We start from the raw sequence: 18,215 nt of genomic DNA on the forward strand, positions 1-18,215 counted from the left end.
GGAGAGAACTGAACATGCTTAACGTCGAAAAACTGCACCAATACTACGGCGGCAGCCATATCCTTCGCGGCCTGTCCTTCGAGGTCAAAGTCGGTGAAGTCACCTGCCTGCTCGGCCGTAATGGCGTGGGCAAGACCACCCTGCTCAAATGCCTGATGGGCCTGTTGCCGGTCAAGGAAGGCAGCGTGCAGTGGGAGGGCCAGCCCATCATCACGCTCAAGCCTCATCAGCGGGTCCACGCCGGGATCGCCTATGTGCCCCAGGGCCGGGAGATTTTCGGGCGCCTGACAGTGGAAGAAAACCTGCTGATGGGCCTGTCGCGCTTTCCCGGCGCCGAGGCCAGGGAAGTGCCGGCGTTTATCTACGAACTGTTCCCGGTGCTGCTGCAAATGAAACACCGGCGCGGCGGCGATTTGTCCGGCGGCCAGCAGCAACAGCTGGCCATCGGTCGCGCACTGGCCAGCCGCCCGCGTCTGCTGATCCTCGACGAGCCCACCGAAGGCATCCAGCCCTCGGTGATCAAGGAGATCGGCGCAGTGATCAAAATGCTCGCCGCCCGCGGCGATATGGCGATTTTGCTGGTGGAGCAGTTTTATGACTTTGCCGAAGAACTGGCCGATCAGTATCTGGTGATGTCGCGAGGTGAAATCGTGCAACAGGGGCGTGGCGAAAATATGCAAACAGAGGGTGTGCGCGGGCTGGTGACGATTTAATCTGTCCCTCTTTCCTGGTGCTTTTCTTACAAAGAAGTCCTACATATGAACCTGCCGGCCAATACCGCATTGTTCACCCCCAGCTGGCTCGCCGAGCTGGAGCTGGGCTATGGCCGTTTTGGCGACAGCACCCGCCCTACCCTGCGGCGCCACCTCGGCCCGTTGCGGGTGCAAAAGCATTTGTACGCCGAAGGCCCCGAGGTGTGCCAGCACATCATCGTCCACCCGCCGGGGGGGATTGCCGGGGGTGACCAACTGAATATCAGCGCCAGCGTCGGCCCCGATGCCTGGGCGCAATTGACCAGCCCCGGCGCGGCCAAGTGGTATCGCGCGGCGGGCCCGGCCTACCAGACAGTCGAATTGAACGTGGCTGCCGGCGCGACCCTGGAATGGCTGCCGCAAGAAACCATCGTGTTCAGCTCAGCCCAGGCCGAACTCACCACCCGTATCGAACTTGCAGACGATGCACGGCTGTTTTACTGGGACATGGTGGCGTTGGGGCGGCTGGCCAGCGGCGAGCGTTTTGAGCACGGGCATTTTCAGTCACGCCTGGATATCCGCCGCGACGGCCAGTTGCTCTGGCATGAACGCCAGCGCATTGCAGGCGGCGACGGGCTGCTGGACTCGCCCATCGGCCTGGATGGCAACCCGGTGTTTGCCACCTTGCTGGTAACGGGTGAAGTCAGTGCCGAGCTGCTGGAACGCTGCCGCGCGCTGGCCAACCCGGTACGCGGTGATTTGACTCAATTACCGGGTTTACTGGTAGCGCGCTGCCTGGCCAGTGAAGCCTTGCAGGCGCGCAGCTGGCTGATCGATTTATGGCGCTTGCTGCGCCCGGCATTGCTGGGGCGCGAGGCGTTGGCGCCACGCATCTGGAGTACCTGAAGAGCCCCTCACCCTCTGGGAGAGGGTTAGGGTGAGGGCCATGGCCCGACTCATTTTTAACTGCCGAACACGGACCCGACCATGGACCTGACTCCACGCGAAAAAGACAAGATGCTGATCTTCACCGCCGGCCTGCTGGCCGAGCGGCGGTTGGCCCGCGGTGTGATTCTCAACTACCCGGAAACCATCGCCTATATCTCCGCAGCCCTGCTCGAAGGTGCCCGCGATGGCCGCACCGTCGCCGAGCTGATGCACTACGGCACCACCCTGCTGACCCGCGACCAGGTTATGGAAGGCATTCCGGAAATGATCCCCGATATCCAGGTCGAAGCCACCTTCCCGGATGGCACCAAGCTGGTCACCGTCCACCAACCCATCGCCTGAGGCCGAGCATGTCTTATGTCATTCGTGATGCAGTCGCGGCGGATCTGCCGGCGATTCGCGATATCTACAACGATGCGGTGCTCAACACCCTGGCCATATGGAACGAAAACACCGTAGACCTGGACAACCGCCAGCAGTGGTTCGACGCACGCCAGGCCCAGGGTTACCCGATTCTGGTGATCGTCGACGACACCAATATCGCCCTGGGCTATGCCTCGTTCGGCGACTGGCGGCCGTTCGAGGGCTTTCGCCATACCGTTGAGCACTCGGTGTATATCCACCCCGAGCAGCGCGGCAAAAAACTCGGGCCACAGTTGCTGGCCGAGTTGATCAAACGCGCCCGTGCCTGCGACAAGCATGTGATGGTCGCCGCCATCGAAGGCGCCAACGCGGCCTCGATCCATGTCCACAGGCAACTGGGCTTTGTCACCAGCGGGCGCATGCCGCAAGTGGGGATCAAGTTCGGCCGCTGGCTAGACCTGACTTTTATGCAACTGATGCTTAACCCCGGCGCCCTGCCGCCCAAGGAGCTCGCACAATGAACGCCGAACAGGTGGTACGCGTGACGGCGCAGAGCTTTGCTCAATACCGCGATGACTTGATTGTGCTGCTGCTCGATGCGGTCGGGCACGGTGCATCGGTGGGTTTCATGAGCGACCTGGATCAGCCTCAGGCCAGCCGTTACTTCAACGAAGTTCACGGGCAACTGGAACAAGGCAATCTGCTGCTGTGGGTACTGGTCGAAGACCAGCGCGTGCTGGCCAGCGTGCAACTGGTGCTGTGCCAGAAGGCCAACGGCCTGAACCGTGCCGAGGTGCAAAAACTGCTGGTGCTCAATGAAGTGCGTCGCCGCGGCCTGGGACAGGTACTGATCCACGCCCTGGAGCAAGGCGCCCGCGAGCAAAAGCGCGGCCTATTGCACCTGGACACCGAAGCCGGCTCCCCGGCGGAGAACTTCTACAGTGCCCTGGGCTACACCCGCGTGGGCGAGTTGCCCAACTACTGCCAAAGCCCCGACGGCCACTACAGCCCCACGGCCATCTACTTCAAGACCCTGAGTGAGCCGCAATGATCCCGGGCGAATACCGCATTGAGTCGGGCGAGATCGAACTGAACGTCGGCCGCCGCACCCTGGTCCTGAGCGTAGCCAATCGTGGCGACCGCCCGATCCAGGTCGGCTCGCATTATCACTTTTTTGAAACCAACGACGCCCTGATGTTTGACCGTGGCGACAGTCGCGGCATGCGCCTGAACATTCCGGCTGGCACCGCCGTGCGCTTCGAGCCGGGGCAAACCCGTGAAGTCGAACTGGTGGAACTGGCCGGTCTGCGCCGGGTGTTCGGCTTCGCCGGGCGGGTGATGGGCAATCTGGATTGACCCACAGGGTCCGAACCAATTTTTAGGAACTCACCATGAAAATCTCCCGTCAGGCTTACGCCGACATGTTCGGCCCCACCGTCGGCGACAAGATCCGCCTGGCCGACACCGAGTTGTGGATTGAGGTCGAGCACGACTTCACCACCTACGGCGAAGAAGTGAAGTTCGGCGGTGGCAAGGTGATTCGTGACGGCATGGGGCAGAGCCAACTGCTCGCCAGTGAAGTGGTCGACACGCTGATCACCAATGCGCTGATTATCGATCACTGGGGCATCGTCAAAGCCGATGTGGGCCTCAAGAACGGGCGCATCCACGCCATCGGCAAGGCCGGCAACCCGGATATCCAGCCCAACGTCACCATCGCCATCGGCGCCAGCACCGAAGTGATCGCCGGCGAAGGCATGATCCTCACCGCAGGCGGCATCGACACCCATATCCACTTTATCTGCCCGCAACAGATCGAAGAAGCGCTCAACAGCGGCGTGACCACCATGATCGGCGGCGGTACCGGCCCGGCCACCGGCACCAATGCCACCACCTGCACTTCGGGGCCGTGGCACATGGCGCGCATGCTTCAGGCCGCCGATTCGTTCCCGATGAACATGGGCTTTACCGGCAAGGGCAACGCCAGCCTGCCGCAACCGCTGATCGAACAGGTCGAAGCCGGAGCCATCGGCCTCAAGCTGCACGAAGACTGGGGCACCACCCCGGCGTCCATCGACAACTGCCTGACCGTTGCCGATCTCTATGACGTGCAAGTGGCGATCCACAGCGACACCCTGAACGAGTCGGGCTTTGTCGAAACCACCCTCGCCGCCTTCAAGGGCCGCACCATCCACACCTATCACACCGAAGGTGCCGGTGGCGGGCATGCGCCGGACATCATCAAGGCCTGCGGCCTGACCAACGTGCTGCCCAGCTCCACCAACCCGACGCGGCCTTTTACGCGCAACACCATCGACGAACACCTCGACATGCTGATGGTCTGCCATCACCTCGACCCGAGCATCGCCGAGGACGTGGCTTTCGCCGAAAGCCGGATCCGCCGCGAGACCATCGCCGCCGAAGACATCCTCCATGACCTGGGCGCGTTCTCGATGATCAGCTCCGACAGCCAGGCCATGGGCCGGGTGGGCGAAGTGATCACGCGCACCTGGCAAACTGCCGACAAGATGAAAAAACAGCGCGGCCCGCTGCCTGAGGATGCACCGGGCAACGATAACTTCCGCGCCAAGCGCTATATCGCCAAATACACCATCAACCCGGCGATCACCCATGGCGTAAGCCATGAAGTGGGCTCGATCGAAGTCGGCAAGTGGGCCGACCTGGTGCTGTGGCGCCCGGCGTTCTTCGGCGTCAAACCGACGTTGATCATCAAGGGCGGGGCCATTGCGGCAAGCCTGATGGGCGATGCCAACGCCTCGATCCCCACGCCGCAACCGGTTCACTATCGCCCGATGTTCGCCAGCTACGGCGGCTCGCGCCACGCCACCTGCCTGACCTTTATCAGCCAGGCCGCGTTTGACGCGGGCGTCCCCGCAGCGCTGGGTTTGCAAAAGCAAATCGCGGTGGTAAAGGGCTGCCGGGATGTGCAGAAAAAGGATCTGATCCACAACGGCTATCTGCCCGCGATCGAAGTCGACCCGCAGACCTATCAGGTCAAGGCCGACGGTGTATTGCTGTGGTGTGAACCGGCCGAGGTCCTGCCGATGGCACAGCGCTACTTCCTGTTCTGACACCCCGTATTTGCAGGGGGATTGGCGGTTGTACTGGAACGCTGCATTTGGCGTTAAGATGCGGCTCCATTTTTTACAACCGCTCTTGCAGCAAGGCGTGTGGCCATGGGCCTATCTGAATTCATCGTGCTCAATGTAGATCGCATCGTCGATGAATGGGAGCAGTTTGCCGAAACCATTACCCCGGCAGCCGAATCCATGAACAGCGTCGCGCTGCGCGACCATGCCAGGGAAATCCTGCTGGCTGCTTCGCGGGACATGAACACCGCGCAAACGGCCAGCGAGCAGCAGGCCAAGGCCGAGGGTGAAGGCCCCGAAACGAGCCCTGCGCTGGATGAAGCAGCTGCCAGCCACGGCGAACTGCGCCATACCGTGGGTTTTGATCTGGTGCAGATGACTTCGGAGTTCCGCCACCTGCGCGCCTGCGTCATCCGCCTGTGGGTCGCCAGCATCCAGGCCCCGGCCCACGAGCACCTGCTCGACATGATCCGCTTCAACGAAGCCATTGACCAGGCCCTGGCCGAGTCCACCGCGGCTTATGCCGAACAGGTCAATCGCTCACGCGACATCTTCCTTGCCATCCTGGGTCATGACCTGCGCGCACCGTTGCAAGCAGTGAGCATGTCCAGTGAAATGCTGGAGCGCAAAACCAGCCTTGACCCTGCGGCGCAGCCTTATCTGCTGGCCATCAGAAACGGCACGCGGCATATGGGCGCGATGGTCAATGACCTGCTGGAGTTTGTGCGCAGCCGTCTGGGCACCAGCCTGCCGATCGAGCCCGAGCCGATGGACCTTGCCCAGGCCTGCCAGGCGGCGCTGGATGAAGCCTGCGCCGGGCAACCGGATTGCGCGCCGGCACTGCAGGTCGAAGGTGATGTGCAAGGGCACTGGGATCCGCGCCGGTTGGGGCAACTGCTGCAAAACCTGATCGGCAATGCCCTGCAGCACGGTGCGCGCCGGGGCAAGGTGACATTGCACCTGAGCGGGGACAGCGAAGCGGTGACCTTGCGCGTGCACAACCTGGGCATGCCCATCGCCGAAGATGCCCTGGGCACCCTGTTCGACCCGCTGGTGCGCAGCCCGAGCGAAGACCTGACCCAGCCGGGTACATCCACCAGCCTGGGCCTGGGGTTGTTTATCATCAAGGAAGTGGTGGACGCCCACCAGGGCAGCATCGACGTGACCTCGACCGAAGCCGAGGGCACGACGTTTACGGTGGTGTTGCCCAAAAACGCCTGAGCCCTGGGCAAACACAATCTGTGGGAGCGGGCTTGCTCGCGATGCAGTCGCCGCGGTCTATCAGGAACACCGCGCCGGGGCCATCGCAGGCAAGCCAGCTCCCACAGAGCCTTTAGGCAGGCTTCATCTATTGCGTCACAAACCGCCCCAATTGCTGCTTCAATCGCTGATTTTCAGCACGCAACTGCTGCACTTCTTCGAGCAGGTCCAGCGCCAGCGCCACACCCTCCCATTCCATCTGCAGATCATCACGCAGCTTGGCCGCGCGTCTGGCGATGACCAGTTCGTAGTCTTCAAAACGCCACACGTCAGGCGTGCGGCCCTGAGGTTCGATAATTCCGTGTTCGACAATCTCTATCACGTAAGTGGCCGGGATATTGGCCTCTTCGCAGAACCTTTCCATGTCCAGCTGAACGATCAGGGTGCTGCTCATGATCAGTTACTCCATTGGGCTCTCGGATCAAATGCTGCTTTGTCGGCAAGTTCTTGCCACAGGGCCTTGGTGGCCTCGTCGCCATGGGTCGGCATGACCACTTTCAGTTGCGCATACAAATCACCGCGCTGGCCTTGCTTGTCCACCAGGCCGTGCCCCTTGATGCGCATGCGCTGACCGCTCTGGCTGTCAGGGCGAATGGTCATCATCACCTTGCTGGTCAGGGTCGGTATCGCCACCTTGGTGCCCAGCGCAGCTTCCCACGGCGCCAGAGGAACCGTGATAACCAGGTCATGGCCTTCAACATCGAACTTCGGATGCGGTGCAAAACGGATGATCAGGTACAGATCACCGTTGGCCCCGCCACCCACGCCCGGGCCACCCTGGCCTTTAAGGCGGATGCGCTCACCGTCGGTCACACCGGCCGGGATCTTCACGTTCAGGGTCTTGCTGACCCCGCCTATCTGAAAGCTGATGGGCTTGGACTCACCCGACAGGGTTTCTTCAAGGAAAATCGGCAATTCCATTTCAACATCCTGCCCGCGACGGCCCGCACTGCGGCCTGATTGCCCACCAAAACCGCCACCACGCGAACCGAAGATCGAGCTGAAGAAGTCCGAAAAATCGCCATTGTCTTCGAAACCGCCGCTGGAACGGCCTTGCCAGCCCGGCGGCCCCTGGAACGGCTGGCCATGCTGGCCGTATTTGCGAATTTCGTCGTATTCAGCGCGTTTTTCGGCGCTTTTAAGGGCTTCATACGCCTCGTTGACATCCTTGAACTTGCTCTCGGCGTCCTTTTCCTTGCTCACATCCGGGTGATACTTGCGCGCCAGCTTGCGATAGGCGGTCTTGATCGCCTTATCGTCCGCCGTGGGCTCGACACCCAGGATCTTGTAATAGTCTTTGAAGTCCATGTAAGGATCACCATCCGTTATCAATATCGCGCAGCTCAGGTCACCAGAATGCTCCGGTTGCCCGGCCTGTCATTTGACCGGCCTCAAGAACAGCGCTGCCAATGTTTATCGGCAGCCTAAAGACTGCCACGCCAATGACTGGAAGTTTGGGGATCAAGGATAGTCTTTCAAGTGGATTAAAACCTGCGATTTAACGATTAGTCGTGCTTCGATTCTGCGGCGGTCTGACATACACTGCGCGGCCGTTTTTTGACCGGAACACGAAAGACATGAAAAGCGCCTCTCCAGCACGTGCCTGCGGTATCGACTTCGGCACGTCAAACTCCACCGTCGGCTGGCTGCGTCCAGGCGTGGAAACCCTCATTGCGCTGGAGGACGACAAGATCACCCTGCCCTCGGTGGTGTTCTTCAATATGGAAGAACGCCGCCCGGTGTACGGCCGTCTGGCGCTGCATGAGTACCTGGAAGGCTACGAAGGCCGCCTGATGCGCTCGCTCAAAAGCCTGCTGGGTTCCAAGCTGATCAAGCACGACACCAGCGTTCTGGGCACGGCGATGCCGTTCAAGGACTTGCTGGGGCTGTTTATCGCCCAGCTGAAAAAGCGCGCCGAAGCGACCGCCGGTCGTGAATTCGAAGAAGTGGTACTCGGTCGCCCGGTATTTTTCGTCGACGACGACCCCCTGGCCGACCAGGAAGCCGAAAACACCCTGACTGACGTGGCCCGCGCCATCGGCTTCAAGGAAGTGTCCTTCCAGTACGAACCGATCGCCGCGGCATTTGACTATGAGTCCACCATCGAGCGCGAAGAGCTGGTGCTGATTGTCGATATCGGCGGTGGTACGTCCGACTTCTCCCTGGTGCGCCTGTCGCCCGAGCGCCGTGGCCTGGACAACCGCCAGGACGATATTCTGGCCACCGGCGGCGTACACGTGGGCGGTACCGATTTCGACAAACAGCTGAGCCTGCAAGGCGTGATGCCATTGTTCGGCTACGGCAGCCGCATGAAAAGCGGCGCCTACATGCCTACCAGCCATCATATGAACCTGGCGACCTGGCACACCATCAACTCCGTGTACTCGCAAAAATCCCAGCTGTCGCTGGGCAGCATGCGTTACGACATTGAGGATACCGGCGGTATCGACCGTCTGTTCAAACTGATCGAGCAGCGTGCCGGACACTGGCTGGCGATGGAAATCGAGCAGACCAAGATCGAACTGACCCACAACGACAGCCGCCATGTGCCGCTGGACCGGGTTGAAGCGGGGTTGAGCGTAAACCTGAGCCGGGCGATGTTTGAAGAGTCCATCGACAACCAGCTGGAACGCATCCGTAACAGCGTGACGCAATTGCTGGGCAATGCCGGCGTGGGTGTCGAGCAGGTGGATACGGTGTTCTTCACCGGTGGTTCGAGCGGGATTCCGGCCTTGCGCCAGAGCGTCGCGGCCATGTTGCCGAATGCGCAGCATGTTGAAGGCAACATCTTCGGCAGCATCGGCAGCGGTCTGGCGATTGAGGCCAAAAAGCGTTACGGCTAAAACCCTCGCCCCAACCCTCTCCGTCCGGGAGAGGGTTGGGGCAAGCCGTTACACCAACCCCACCTGCTTCAACTCACTCTTCAAATACGCATAGTAGATCGGCCCCGCCACCACGCCCGGCAGGCCGAAGGCTGCTTCAAATACCAGCATCGCCAGCAGCAATTCCCACGACTTGGCACTGATTTGCCCGCCGACGATCTTGGCGTTGAGGAAGTATTCCAGCTTGTGGATAACAATCAGATAACCCAGCGCCCCGATCGCCACCCAGATCGATAGCGACAAACCGACGATAGTGATCAGGGTGTTGGAAATCAGGTTGCCAATCACCGGCAGCAAACCCAGCAGGAAGGTCAGCACGATCAGGGTTTTGGTCAGCGGCAGATGCACGCCCAGCAGCGGCAGGACTACAGCCAGAAAGATCCCGGTAAATACCGTGTTGAGCAGCGCGATCTTGATTTGCGCAAAAACGATATTGCGGAAGGCTTGTACCAGCAGGTGCAGACGCTCGAACAGCGCAGCCGACAGCGGCTTGCGGCGGCTGATATCAGGAATGGTCTGCAAGGCCATGATGGCCCCCAGCACCATGCCGATCAGCAGGGTCACGAACATATGCGCGGCGTCTTTGCCCACCAGTTGCAGATCGCTGAGGTGCTTGTTCATCCATTGCCCGATGGCAATCCGGAACTCGGCAGCACTGGCTGGCAGGTAGCTGTCCAGGAACGGCGGCAACTGGCCGCGGGCCCGATCGACTACGGCCATGAATTTATTCAGTGAAGCGCCGGGGTTTTCCGCCTCATGCAACAGAAAACTGATGGCACCGGCAAAGATCAGCGCCAGTACGCTGACAATCACCGTACCCAGCAAAGCCACCGCCAGCCAGCGCGCACGGCGCCCGGCAATCAGACGCTGCAATTGCGGGGTGAGCATATTGACCAGTTCGAACACCAACAAGCCCGCCAGCAGGCTGGGCAACAAACGCAACGGGAAAACCAATAGCAGGCCGCCAGCAATAATGATGTAGCTGGCCAAGACGATGTGACGCTGAGAAAACGATGGCATACAGCCTCAAAACTGACAGCGTGAAAGGACAAGCAGTCTGCCAGCCTTCAGCTGCGAGCACTAGAATTTGTGACTGGCGGGAGGGCATACACCCTGTGGGAGCGGGCTTGCTCGCGAATCAGGCGCTGCGGTATGTCAGTTAAACCGCAGTGAGGCCATCGCGAGCAAGCCCGCTCCCACAGTGCCGATCATTTTTTCTTCAGGCAATCACTCATAAAGGCTTTGCGCGCATCGCCCTTGAGGGCCTGGGTGCCGGCGGTGGCATTGCAGGTTTTCATCTTGTCCTGCTGCGTCGCCGGCTTGGCTTTGAGGCAGGTACTCATAAAGGCTTTGCGCTCATCGCCCTTGAGGGCCTTGGCACTGGCGTCAGCGTTACAGGTGGTCATTTTGTTTTGTTGGGCCGTGGCCGCAAAGCCCTGGGAACACAGGAGCAGACCTATCATCAGCAAAGGAACACGCAGCATCTTCATGGAGTTTTCTCCTTGTTGGCGCGCCAACGGGCAGCGCGATTCCTGAAGTGTAGACAAACTCTGTTACAGCACTCGTGCCTGACGTCGATACTGCTCCGGGGTACATCCGGCCTGGCGCTGGAACATTGCGATAAACGCCGACGAGGTGCTGTAACCCAGGTCGAAGCCCACGTCCTGCACGCTGCGCGCCGATTCCAGCGCCTCAATCGCGGCCAGAAACCGCAGACGCTGACGCCACTCGCCAAAGCTCATGCCCAGTTCCCGCACAAACACCCGCGCCAATGTACGTTCGCTGACATGCACCTGCTGCGCCCACTGGCCCAACGGGCGGTTGTCGCCTGGGTTCTGTTGCAGCGCTTCCAACACCAGCAACAGGCCCGGATGGCTGGCATAAGGCAAGAAGCACTGATGCACCGGTGCCTGGCGCAATTGATCGACCAGCACCCGGGCCAGCCTTATATCGGCTTCGCTTTGCGGGATATTGATATCGCGGCGGGCAAAGTCGCTGAGGATGGCCTTGAGAATATCGCTGATAGCCAGGGTGACCGGGGTGGTCGGCAAGTGCTGGCAATGCACGGCATCCAGATACACAGAGCGATAAACAATCGCCTGGGCGTTGTAGGCACTGTGCTCGGTGTTGGGCGGCACCCAGACCGCGTATTGCGGCGGCGACATAAAGCGCCGGCCATCGACTTCAAAGCGCATCACACCGTGGGCCACATAATCCAGTGAGCCCCAGGCATGGGTATGGGGCACGGCATGGCTGTGGGCCTCAATCTCGGCATAGCGAAAGTAAACCGGCGCTGGCAGACCGTCGAACTCGGGGACGTTGATCAGATTCTTGTGCATGCTGTCTGGATACGGGGTGAGGTTGGCTGGATCGCAGTATAGGCTCGCAGACAGACAAGCGGATAATCGCCGCTTATTAACCCTGTGGTTGTCACCGATGCAATACGCTTACCCGCTACTGGCCATTTTGATCTGGGCCGGCAATACCGTTATCAACAAGCTTGCGGTGGGAGCGATCTTCCCGTCCGAGATCGGCTTTTATCGCTGGCTGCTGGCTGGCCTGCTGTTTACCCCCTTTATGCTCAAGCCGGTGATGAGCAACTGGCCGATCATCCGCCCCAACCTGGGCAAGATTTTCATCCTCGGCGTGCTCGGCATGGCGGTGTACCAGAGCCTGGCCTACTACGCGGCGGCCCGTACGTCGGCGACCAATATGGGCATTATCCTGTCATTGATGCCGCTGATGGTGCTGAGCATGTCGATTATCAGCCTGGGGGAGCGCCTGACTGCCGGGGCCTTGGTGGGCGCGGTCGTATCGTTTGTCGGGGTACTGGTGGTGGTGTCGAGCGGCAGCCTGGCGGCCTTGCTTGATCATGGCCTCAACCTGGGTGACGCGATGATGCTGGTCGCCACCCTGGCCTATGCGGTTTACAGCACCCTGCTGAAAAAATGGCAACTGCGCCTGCCGCCGCTGCAGATGCTGTATATGCAGGTGCTGGTGGCGATTGTGGTGTTGTTTCCGCTGTACCTGGCCTCACCTAAGGTCGGCCCGACGGTGCATAACATGGGGCTGGTGCTTTATGCCTGTGTGCTGGCGTCGATGATCGCACCGCTGGCCTGGATGAAAGCCGTGGCCAACCTTGGCCCGAGCCGTACCACGCTGTTCTTCAACCTGCTGCCGTTGATTACCGCGCTGATCGCAGCGGTGGTGCTCAAAGAGCAACTACATGCCTATCACCTGATTGGCGGGGCGCTGACTCTGGGAGGGGTAATTCTGTCGGAGCGCTGGACTACGCCGTTGCGGGCGGCGTGATTTAGCCCTCACCCCAGCCCTCTCCCTGCCCGCTTTCGATGTCCGGCTCAAGCCTTCGCAGGGAGAGGGAGTCAACTGGTGGCGTTGCCCGGATCCACTTTTGCCTTTAGTCCCCTCTCCCTCCGGGAGAGGGTGAGGGACTTTTGATCTACTTCACCGTCTTCGGCACCTTGCCCTGCTGCATTTGTTGCAGCAGCGGCGCGCACTGGTTGGGTTCGCCACCGCTTGGGGCGACCAACGCCAGTAATCCCGCCGCCGGCCCCGCAATCACACCCAATGCCACCATGCCCGCACCACGTAACAGCAGCGGCACGGCTTGCACACCCGCTGAAGGGTTGGCAAAGGTACCGCGTACATACAGCGGTGAACGCAACGAAAACAGACGCAAGCCCTTGGACTCTGGAGTGATCTTCAAGTCCAGCTGCTCGGTAGCAAGGTTGATCGTGCCATCGATATAGATAATCGCGTTCTCGGTATCGAAAACAAACAATCGGGTACTGGCCAGCCCGTTCTTGATCCCCAGGTCCGCTGCCGCGCAGTTGATCTTCACGTCCTCGTCGCCAAAAATCTTGCCCACTACATAGTTGCCTACGTTCAGGCCGGCAATTTCCATAAGGCTGCGACTGATAGCGCCGTCATTGATGATCATCTTCAGATCACCGTTGGCGGTGCCCAACAACTTGGCCACCGAATTGCCGGTACCGGTAATCGTGGCATCACCATTGAGTTCGCCGAAGCTGGTTTTCATCGGCTCAAAGGTGGGAAACAGTTGCTTGAGTTTAAAGTTGCGCGCGGTCAGCCTGGCGCTGCCTTTTAGGGGCGCAGCACGGCCGTTGAGACGAATCTGCGCATCCAGCTTGCCACCTGCCACGCCAAAACGCAGCGGCTCAAGACTCAGTTCGCCATCATTGAGCACCACATGGGTGTAGAGGTCGGTAAACGGCAGCTCGGCGCTTTGCACGATACGTTTGCCGGTGAGTTCTACGTCTGCGTCCATATCGCGCCAGCGCTCGGTGCGAAACTCTTCCACCGGCAGCACCTTGCCCGCAGGCTGCTTGCTCTCGCTGCCCCGGGCTTTTTGCTGGGTGTTGGAGTCGGCACCGATCAACGGCCCCAGGTCAGCCATCAGCAACTGGTTGGACACCAGCTTGCCGGACAGCTTGGGCCGCGGCTGGCTGGCCACGTATTTCAGATCGCCATGGATATCACTGCTGCCGATTTTGCCGTTGAAATTTTCATAGCTGAAGGTCGCGCCACTGGCTTCACGCAGTTTGGCGGTCAAATGGCCGTCGGTGGAGTACGGCGGCGAATCCGGTAAGGTCACGCCGGTCAACGGATAGAGGTTACTCAGGCTGGTACCGGCCAATTTCAGGCGCAGGTCCAGGGCACCCAGATTGAGCGGATCGGTCAAGGTCCCGGCCAGCTCGACATGGCTGTCGGCAATGCTGACCCGGGCTTGCAACGGGAAAGGCTGAGTCGCGTCCTGCAATGCCAGCAGACCGCCAATTTTACCGCTGCCGTTGAGCTGCTGACCGTGGTACTGGCCTTTGACCTTGAGGGCGAACGCATAGTCCTGCGGTTTGCCGCCCTTCTCCAGGGCCTTTTTCGCGTCTTTTTCGCCGACGATCTCGCTAAACGGGATGGGTTTGCCCAGCGAGTCGATCAGCACGTCCAGTCGGGTTTTCAGGGTCTGGTCATTGAGGGTCACATGCCCCTTGTCGAAGCCGATAGCACCGATGTCCAGCGTCCAGGCTGAAGGCTCGGCATCCGGGTCCTTGGGGTCGAAGGTAAAGGTCCAGTTCGCCCGGCCATCAGCCAGGCGCTCAAGACTGGCGCTGGGCTCTGTCAGATTGATGCGCGGGATATCCACGGTTTGGGTCAACAGCGCCAGCGGCGACAGGCGCAGCTCGACTCTTTTCAGGCTGGCCATTTGCGCAGTTTTCGCCCACTCGGGGTTGCCCAGGGTCAGGTCCTGAGCAATCACATGGGGCCACGGCACCCAGGCCCGCCAGCCGCCCTGATCCTCTTCGCGCTGCCAGCGCACAGCCAGGTCACCGTTAATAGCAAACGGGCGGTGGAGGATTTCAGACACTTTGCTGTTGATGGTCGGCTTGATGCGGTTCCAGTCGAAGGTAGCGAGGATCACCACCAGCACGGCCACCAGCAGAACGAAAATACCGCCTGCCCAGGCAAGGGTCTTACGGGTGCGCGTCATGTCACGGCTCCTTGAATTCCACAGAACGTCCCAGTTACGACGCCATAAATGTACGACTGGCAAAGACGCCGGAAGGTTTAACCCCGGTACGGCTTTCGTATTAAAAATTTCAAAAGCTCCGGGCTAGAGCCTCCCAGCCTGAACAATCAATTTTGTCGATTATCACCATTGGCCGTATGAACTTTGATATCCGGCAGCCAAGCGTAGCATTGCCATCACACCTACTTAGTTGCATTGCTACGGAGCACACACCATGAAACGCCCAGTCCTGTTTGGTCTTTCCCTTTCACTGATGGCCTTCAACGCCTTCGCCATGCCTGCCGATGAAGAGCCCACCCCAATGGCCCAACCAGCATCGAGCTCCTTGAGCCAGCCGCTCAACCCGGTTGCCGAAGACGGCGCACAACGTACCCTGGACCAACAAAACAGCTATGCCGAAGATGGCTACGATCGCACTCCGGGCAGCCAGTTTGTCGCCGAAGGTGGCGCCGATCGTCTGGCAGAACGCAACAAGCATGCGAGCTAAGCCTTTCGCAGGTGTGGGAGCGGGCTTGCTCGCCAATGCATCCCTGCCGCTGATCCGCTAGCCCGCGTAACCTGCATCGCGAGCAAGCCCGCCCCCACACTTTGTGCAGTACACCGTTCGACGTCATCAAAGCCGATTTGCTAGAGTGCGCCGCTGTACTTGTCTGGAATACCAGCCCCGATGCTGCCTCGTGCCGAACAGAAGCAACAAACCCGCCTTGCGCTGATGGATGCTGCCCGCCACTTGATGGAGTCGGGTCGCGGCTTTGGCAGCCTGAGCCTGCGCGAAGTCGCAAAGACCGCTGGCATCGTGCCGACCGGTTTTTATCGCCACTTCAGCGACATGGACCAACTGGGCCTGGCCCTAGTCAGTGAAGTCGGCCAGACCTTTCGTGAAACCATTCGCCTGGTGCGTCACAACGAACTGTTTATGGGCGGTGTGATCAACGCCTCGGTGCGAATTTTTCTCGACGTGGTAGAAGCCAACCGCTCGCAGTTTCTGTTTCTGGCCCGCGAGCAATACGGCGGTTCGCAACCGGTTCGCCAGGCCATTGGCGCCCTGCGCGAAGACATCACTTCGGATCTGGCGGCCGACCTTGGCTCCAAGCCCAAGTTAGCGCACCTGAATCATGCCGGCCTTACCGTGATCGCCGATCTGGTGGTCAAAAGCGTATTTGCCGCCTTGCCCGACGTGATCGACCCGCCTGCAGATTCACTGCCCGATCACCTGCAGCCCCAGGCCAAGATCAGTCAGCAACTGCGCTTTATTTTTATCGGGCTCAAGCACTGGAAAGGCCTGGGCAGTACCGAGTAATCGCAAGCGCACCCCATTGGTGCGCCGATGCGCAGATTGCGCACTTATATAGAACATCTTCATCTTTCTGCACCCTTTTTGGGCCTGCATTTGCAGCCTCCGACCGGGTTGGCAAGCCCCTTGCTGTGGTTGGAGTAATGTCCATTGCAGGAAGCCTTCCGATGCTGGTGATTCATCGCAGAGTCCAGTCCCACCCCGTGTGGAGCGCCGAGTTACACCTGAACTTCGAAGCCCGCAGCAAAAGTCGCCTGCGTTGTTTCAGCAGCAGCGGCGAAGATGTCGGCCTGTTCCTTGACCGTGGCCAGTCACCGCTGGTTGATGGCGAATTTCTGCAGGCTCAGGACGGGCGCATCGTGCGCGTCTGTGCCAGCCCCGAAAAGCTCCTGCATGTCACCTGCTGCAATGCTTTTGAACTGACCCGCGCCGCTTATCACCTGGGCAACCGCCACGTCGCCCTGCAAGTGGGTGATGGCTGGTTACGCCTGCTTGACGACTACGTGCTCAAGGCCATGCTGGAGCAACTGGGTGCCCATATCGAGGCCATCGAAGCACCGTTTCAGCCCGAACACGGCGCCTATGGCGGTGGCCATCACCACTCCCGTGCGGGCGAAGAGGACTTCAACTACGCCCCGCGGTTGCATCAGTTTGGTGTGCGCTTGTGAACCCGGCCTGGGCGCTCTTGCGCCTGGCCAGCCCGCAGCTGCCCATTGGCGGCTACAGCTATTCCCAGGGGCTGGAAATGGCCGTTGAAAACGGCCGCGTGGCTGACCCGGCCACGGCAGCGCGCTGGATCCGCGATCAATTGCTGCTCAACCTCGCCCGCTTCGAGGCGCCCTTGTTGCTCGCCCACTGTCAGGCCGCAGCGGATCAAGACTGGAACGCTTTGCAGCGTTTGTGTGACGAGCATCGCGCCAGCCGTGAAACCCGCGAACTGCATCAGGAAAGCCGGCAAATGGGGTATTCCCTGCAACAGTTACTCACCGGCTTACCGGAGCTGGACGAGCCCGCACGCGAGTTTCTCGCACAACAGGCCGAGCCCCATCTGGCGCTGGGCTGGGCATTGGCCGCCCGTGCCTGGGGCATCGACCCACAGGACGCATTGGCCGCCTGGCTCTGGAGCTGGCTGGAAAACCAGTTGGCCGTGCTGATGAAAACCCTGCCCTTGGGCCAGCAAGCGGCCCAGCGCATGACCAGCGAACTGTTGGCTGCGTTGCAGCAGGCCCAGCAACACGCCAGTAGCCTCCACTTATCCCACATTGGCAGTGCCGCTTTCGGCCTGTCTTTGGCGAGCATGGCCCACGAGCGCCAGTACAGCCGCCTGTTTCGTTCCTAGGAGAAAGCAATGAACACACAGCCTTTGCGTGTTGGCATCGGTGGCCCGGTAGGCTCCGGCAAAACTGCGCTCACCCTGGCCCTGTGCCTGGCCCTGCGGGAAAAGTACAACCTGGCCGTCGTCACCAACGATATCTACACCCGTGAAGATGCTGACTTTCTGGTGCGCAATGAGGCGCTGGCTCCAGAGCGGATCATCGGTGTAGAAACCGGCGGCTGCCCGCACACAGCGATTCGTGAAGATGCGTCGATCAACCTGGAGGCTGTGGATCAGTTGAACCGACGCTTTCCCGGCCTTGATCTGATTCTGGTGGAATCGGGTGGGGATAACTTGTCGGCCACCTTCAGCCCGGAGCTGTCCGATTTGACGATTTACGTGATCGACGTGTCCGCCGGGGACAAGTTACCGCGCAAGGGCGGGCCGGGGATCTGCAAATCAGACCTGCTGGTGATCAACAAAATCGACCTTGCGCCGCTGGTGGGCGCATCGCTGGAACTGATGGACAGCGACACCAAGCGCATGCGCGGTGCAAAACCCTTTGTGTTCAGCAACCAGAAGACCGGACATGGCCTGGACACCATCGTGGCGTTTATCGAGCGTCAGGGATTGTTGATCCAATAGCGGTGAAATCATCTGTGGGAGCGAGCCTGCTCGCGATGGCCGCGACGGGGTACATCAGAAAAACGCAGCGATGCCATCGCGAGCAGGCTCGCTCCCACAGAGTTGAGATCATCCGGGGAATCACGGTGTATCATGTCGCG

At 60.3% G+C, this 18,215-nt stretch carries 21 protein-coding genes; 15 read left to right on the top strand and 6 right to left on the bottom strand.

What is annotated here, in order from left to right:
- Positions 1–14 precede the first annotated feature (14 nt).
- The 8 genes from urtE (at position 15) to HBN79_RS00500 (ending at position 6,334) form a co-directional block, all read left to right on the top strand.
- Positions 15–713: an urea ABC transporter ATP-binding subunit UrtE gene (urtE, locus tag HBN79_RS00465; protein WP_169916118.1), complete on the top strand. Its 699-nt coding sequence runs from the start codon at positions 15–17 to the stop codon at positions 711–713.
- A gap of 45 nt (positions 714–758) precedes the next feature.
- Entirely contained in the window at positions 759–1,598 is an 840-nt protein-coding gene (locus HBN79_RS00470; RefSeq protein ID WP_095024333.1) for an urease accessory protein UreD, read from the top strand.
- A gap of 81 nt (positions 1,599–1,679) precedes the next feature.
- Entirely contained in the window at positions 1,680–1,982 is a 303-nt protein-coding gene (gene ureA / locus HBN79_RS00475; RefSeq protein WP_016783355.1) for an urease subunit gamma, read from the top strand.
- An 8-nt stretch (positions 1,983–1,990) separates the two neighbouring features.
- Positions 1,991–2,524 (top strand): GNAT family N-acetyltransferase, encoded by a 534-nt coding sequence (locus HBN79_RS00480; RefSeq protein WP_095001001.1) that lies wholly within the window; start codon positions 1,991–1,993, stop codon positions 2,522–2,524.
- A complete protein-coding gene (locus HBN79_RS00485; protein ID WP_169916119.1) occupies positions 2,521–3,054 on the top strand; it encodes a GNAT family N-acetyltransferase in 534 nt (177 codons plus the stop codon). The genes HBN79_RS00480 and HBN79_RS00485 overlap by 4 nt, the downstream gene beginning before the upstream one ends.
- Positions 3,051–3,359, top strand: coding sequence for an urease subunit beta (locus HBN79_RS00490; RefSeq protein ID WP_095000999.1), 309 nt, complete (start codon positions 3,051–3,053; stop codon positions 3,357–3,359). Before HBN79_RS00485 ends, HBN79_RS00490 begins: the two co-directional genes overlap by 4 nt.
- A gap of 35 nt (positions 3,360–3,394) precedes the next feature.
- Positions 3,395–5,095 (top strand): urease subunit alpha, encoded by a 1,701-nt coding sequence (gene ureC / locus HBN79_RS00495; protein ID WP_095025263.1) that lies wholly within the window; start codon positions 3,395–3,397, stop codon positions 5,093–5,095.
- 105 nt (positions 5,096–5,200) lie between these two features.
- A complete protein-coding gene (locus HBN79_RS00500; RefSeq protein WP_095017665.1) occupies positions 5,201–6,334 on the top strand; it encodes a HAMP domain-containing sensor histidine kinase in 1,134 nt (377 codons plus the stop codon).
- 127 nt (positions 6,335–6,461) lie between these two features.
- Here HBN79_RS00500 and HBN79_RS00505 read toward each other — a convergent pair whose 3' ends face one another.
- Complete coding sequence (locus HBN79_RS00505) at positions 6,462–6,767, bottom strand: chaperone modulator CbpM (RefSeq protein WP_095000996.1); 306 nt, start codon at positions 6,765–6,767, stop codon at positions 6,462–6,464.
- Positions 6,768–6,769: 2 nt separating this feature from the next.
- Positions 6,770–7,681 (bottom strand): curved DNA-binding protein, encoded by a 912-nt coding sequence (gene cbpA / locus HBN79_RS00510; RefSeq protein ID WP_095000995.1) that lies wholly within the window; start codon positions 7,679–7,681, stop codon positions 6,770–6,772.
- 269 nt (positions 7,682–7,950) lie between these two features.
- On the opposite strand from cbpA, the gene HBN79_RS00515 reads away from it, so the two are divergent.
- Complete coding sequence (locus tag HBN79_RS00515; protein WP_095000994.1) at positions 7,951–9,216, top strand: Hsp70 family protein; 1,266 nt, start codon at positions 7,951–7,953, stop codon at positions 9,214–9,216.
- A gap of 48 nt (positions 9,217–9,264) precedes the next feature.
- Here the strand turns inward: HBN79_RS00515 and HBN79_RS00520 are convergent, their stop codons facing one another.
- The 3 genes from HBN79_RS00520 to HBN79_RS00530 all read right to left on the bottom strand — a co-directional run bounded on the left by HBN79_RS00520 (position 9,265) and on the right by HBN79_RS00530 (position 11,594).
- Positions 9,265–10,275 (bottom strand): AI-2E family transporter, encoded by a 1,011-nt coding sequence (locus HBN79_RS00520; RefSeq protein ID WP_095000993.1) that lies wholly within the window; start codon positions 10,273–10,275, stop codon positions 9,265–9,267.
- Positions 10,276–10,463: 188 nt separating this feature from the next.
- Positions 10,464–10,745: a PsiF family protein gene (locus HBN79_RS00525; RefSeq protein ID WP_095000992.1), complete on the bottom strand. Its 282-nt coding sequence runs from the start codon at positions 10,743–10,745 to the stop codon at positions 10,464–10,466.
- A gap of 63 nt (positions 10,746–10,808) precedes the next feature.
- A complete protein-coding gene (locus HBN79_RS00530) occupies positions 10,809–11,594 on the bottom strand; it encodes a helix-turn-helix transcriptional regulator (protein WP_169916120.1) in 786 nt (261 codons plus the stop codon).
- A 97-nt stretch (positions 11,595–11,691) separates the two neighbouring features.
- Between HBN79_RS00530 and HBN79_RS00535 the strand changes: the two genes are divergently transcribed.
- Positions 11,692–12,567, top strand: a complete 876-nt coding sequence (locus tag HBN79_RS00535) for a DMT family transporter (protein WP_169916121.1) — start codon at positions 11,692–11,694, stop codon at positions 12,565–12,567.
- A 148-nt stretch (positions 12,568–12,715) separates the two neighbouring features.
- Here the strand turns inward: HBN79_RS00535 and HBN79_RS00540 are convergent, their stop codons facing one another.
- Entirely contained in the window at positions 12,716–14,782 is a 2,067-nt protein-coding gene (locus tag HBN79_RS00540) for an AsmA family protein (RefSeq protein WP_095000989.1), read from the bottom strand.
- A 253-nt stretch (positions 14,783–15,035) separates the two neighbouring features.
- Between HBN79_RS00540 and HBN79_RS00545 the strand changes: the two genes are divergently transcribed.
- The 5 genes from HBN79_RS00545 (at position 15,036) to ureG (ending at position 18,075) form a co-directional block, all read left to right on the top strand.
- The gene (locus HBN79_RS00545; protein WP_095000988.1) at positions 15,036–15,308 is read left to right on the top strand and encodes a hypothetical protein; all 273 of its coding nucleotides are present in this window, start codon (positions 15,036–15,038) and stop codon (positions 15,306–15,308) included.
- 180 nt (positions 15,309–15,488) lie between these two features.
- Positions 15,489–16,121 (top strand): TetR family transcriptional regulator, encoded by a 633-nt coding sequence (locus HBN79_RS00550; protein ID WP_095000987.1) that lies wholly within the window; start codon positions 15,489–15,491, stop codon positions 16,119–16,121.
- A gap of 161 nt (positions 16,122–16,282) precedes the next feature.
- Positions 16,283–16,783: an urease accessory protein UreE gene (gene ureE / locus HBN79_RS00555; RefSeq protein ID WP_095017669.1), complete on the top strand. Its 501-nt coding sequence runs from the start codon at positions 16,283–16,285 to the stop codon at positions 16,781–16,783.
- Entirely contained in the window at positions 16,780–17,454 is a 675-nt protein-coding gene (locus HBN79_RS00560; protein WP_169916122.1) for an urease accessory protein UreF, read from the top strand. Before ureE ends, HBN79_RS00560 begins: the two co-directional genes overlap by 4 nt.
- Positions 17,455–17,463: 9 nt before the next feature.
- Entirely contained in the window at positions 17,464–18,075 is a 612-nt protein-coding gene (gene ureG / locus HBN79_RS00565) for an urease accessory protein UreG (protein ID WP_095000984.1), read from the top strand.
- Positions 18,076–18,215: the final 140 nt, after the last annotated feature.

The organism is Pseudomonas sp. WS 5051, from assembly GCF_012985715.1.
GTDB lineage: Bacteria > Pseudomonadota > Gammaproteobacteria > Pseudomonadales > Pseudomonadaceae > Aquipseudomonas > Aquipseudomonas bubulae.

What these genes read in the sequence shown, in the direction of transcription:
- urtE (WP_169916118.1), top strand. Translation starts at nt 15, where the DNA reads ATGCTTAACGTCGAAAAACTGCACCAATACTACGGCGGCAGCCATATC.
- HBN79_RS00470 (WP_095024333.1), top strand. Translation starts at nt 759, where the DNA reads ATGAACCTGCCGGCCAATACCGCATTGTTCACCCCCAGCTGGCTCGCC.
- ureA (WP_016783355.1), top strand. Translation starts at nt 1,680, where the DNA reads ATGGACCTGACTCCACGCGAAAAAGACAAGATGCTGATCTTCACCGCC.
- HBN79_RS00480 (WP_095001001.1), top strand. Translation starts at nt 1,991, where the DNA reads ATGTCTTATGTCATTCGTGATGCAGTCGCGGCGGATCTGCCGGCGATT.
- HBN79_RS00485 (WP_169916119.1), top strand. Translation starts at nt 2,521, where the DNA reads ATGAACGCCGAACAGGTGGTACGCGTGACGGCGCAGAGCTTTGCTCAA.
- HBN79_RS00490 (WP_095000999.1), top strand. Translation starts at nt 3,051, where the DNA reads ATGATCCCGGGCGAATACCGCATTGAGTCGGGCGAGATCGAACTGAAC.
- ureC (WP_095025263.1), top strand. Translation starts at nt 3,395, where the DNA reads ATGAAAATCTCCCGTCAGGCTTACGCCGACATGTTCGGCCCCACCGTC.
- HBN79_RS00500 (WP_095017665.1), top strand. Translation starts at nt 5,201, where the DNA reads ATGGGCCTATCTGAATTCATCGTGCTCAATGTAGATCGCATCGTCGAT.
- HBN79_RS00505 (WP_095000996.1), bottom strand. Translation starts at nt 6,767, where the DNA reads ATGAGCAGCACCCTGATCGTTCAGCTGGACATGGAAAGGTTCTGCGAA.
- cbpA (WP_095000995.1), bottom strand. Translation starts at nt 7,681, where the DNA reads ATGGACTTCAAAGACTATTACAAGATCCTGGGTGTCGAGCCCACGGCG.
- HBN79_RS00515 (WP_095000994.1), top strand. Translation starts at nt 7,951, where the DNA reads ATGAAAAGCGCCTCTCCAGCACGTGCCTGCGGTATCGACTTCGGCACG.
- HBN79_RS00520 (WP_095000993.1), bottom strand. Translation starts at nt 10,275, where the DNA reads ATGCCATCGTTTTCTCAGCGTCACATCGTCTTGGCCAGCTACATCATT.
- HBN79_RS00525 (WP_095000992.1), bottom strand. Translation starts at nt 10,745, where the DNA reads ATGAAGATGCTGCGTGTTCCTTTGCTGATGATAGGTCTGCTCCTGTGT.
- HBN79_RS00530 (WP_169916120.1), bottom strand. Translation starts at nt 11,594, where the DNA reads ATGCACAAGAATCTGATCAACGTCCCCGAGTTCGACGGTCTGCCAGCG.
- HBN79_RS00535 (WP_169916121.1), top strand. Translation starts at nt 11,692, where the DNA reads ATGCAATACGCTTACCCGCTACTGGCCATTTTGATCTGGGCCGGCAAT.
- HBN79_RS00540 (WP_095000989.1), bottom strand. Translation starts at nt 14,782, where the DNA reads ATGACGCGCACCCGTAAGACCCTTGCCTGGGCAGGCGGTATTTTCGTT.
- HBN79_RS00545 (WP_095000988.1), top strand. Translation starts at nt 15,036, where the DNA reads ATGAAACGCCCAGTCCTGTTTGGTCTTTCCCTTTCACTGATGGCCTTC.
- HBN79_RS00550 (WP_095000987.1), top strand. Translation starts at nt 15,489, where the DNA reads ATGCTGCCTCGTGCCGAACAGAAGCAACAAACCCGCCTTGCGCTGATG.
- ureE (WP_095017669.1), top strand. Translation starts at nt 16,283, where the DNA reads ATGCTGGTGATTCATCGCAGAGTCCAGTCCCACCCCGTGTGGAGCGCC.
- ureG (WP_095000984.1), top strand. Translation starts at nt 17,464, where the DNA reads ATGAACACACAGCCTTTGCGTGTTGGCATCGGTGGCCCGGTAGGCTCC.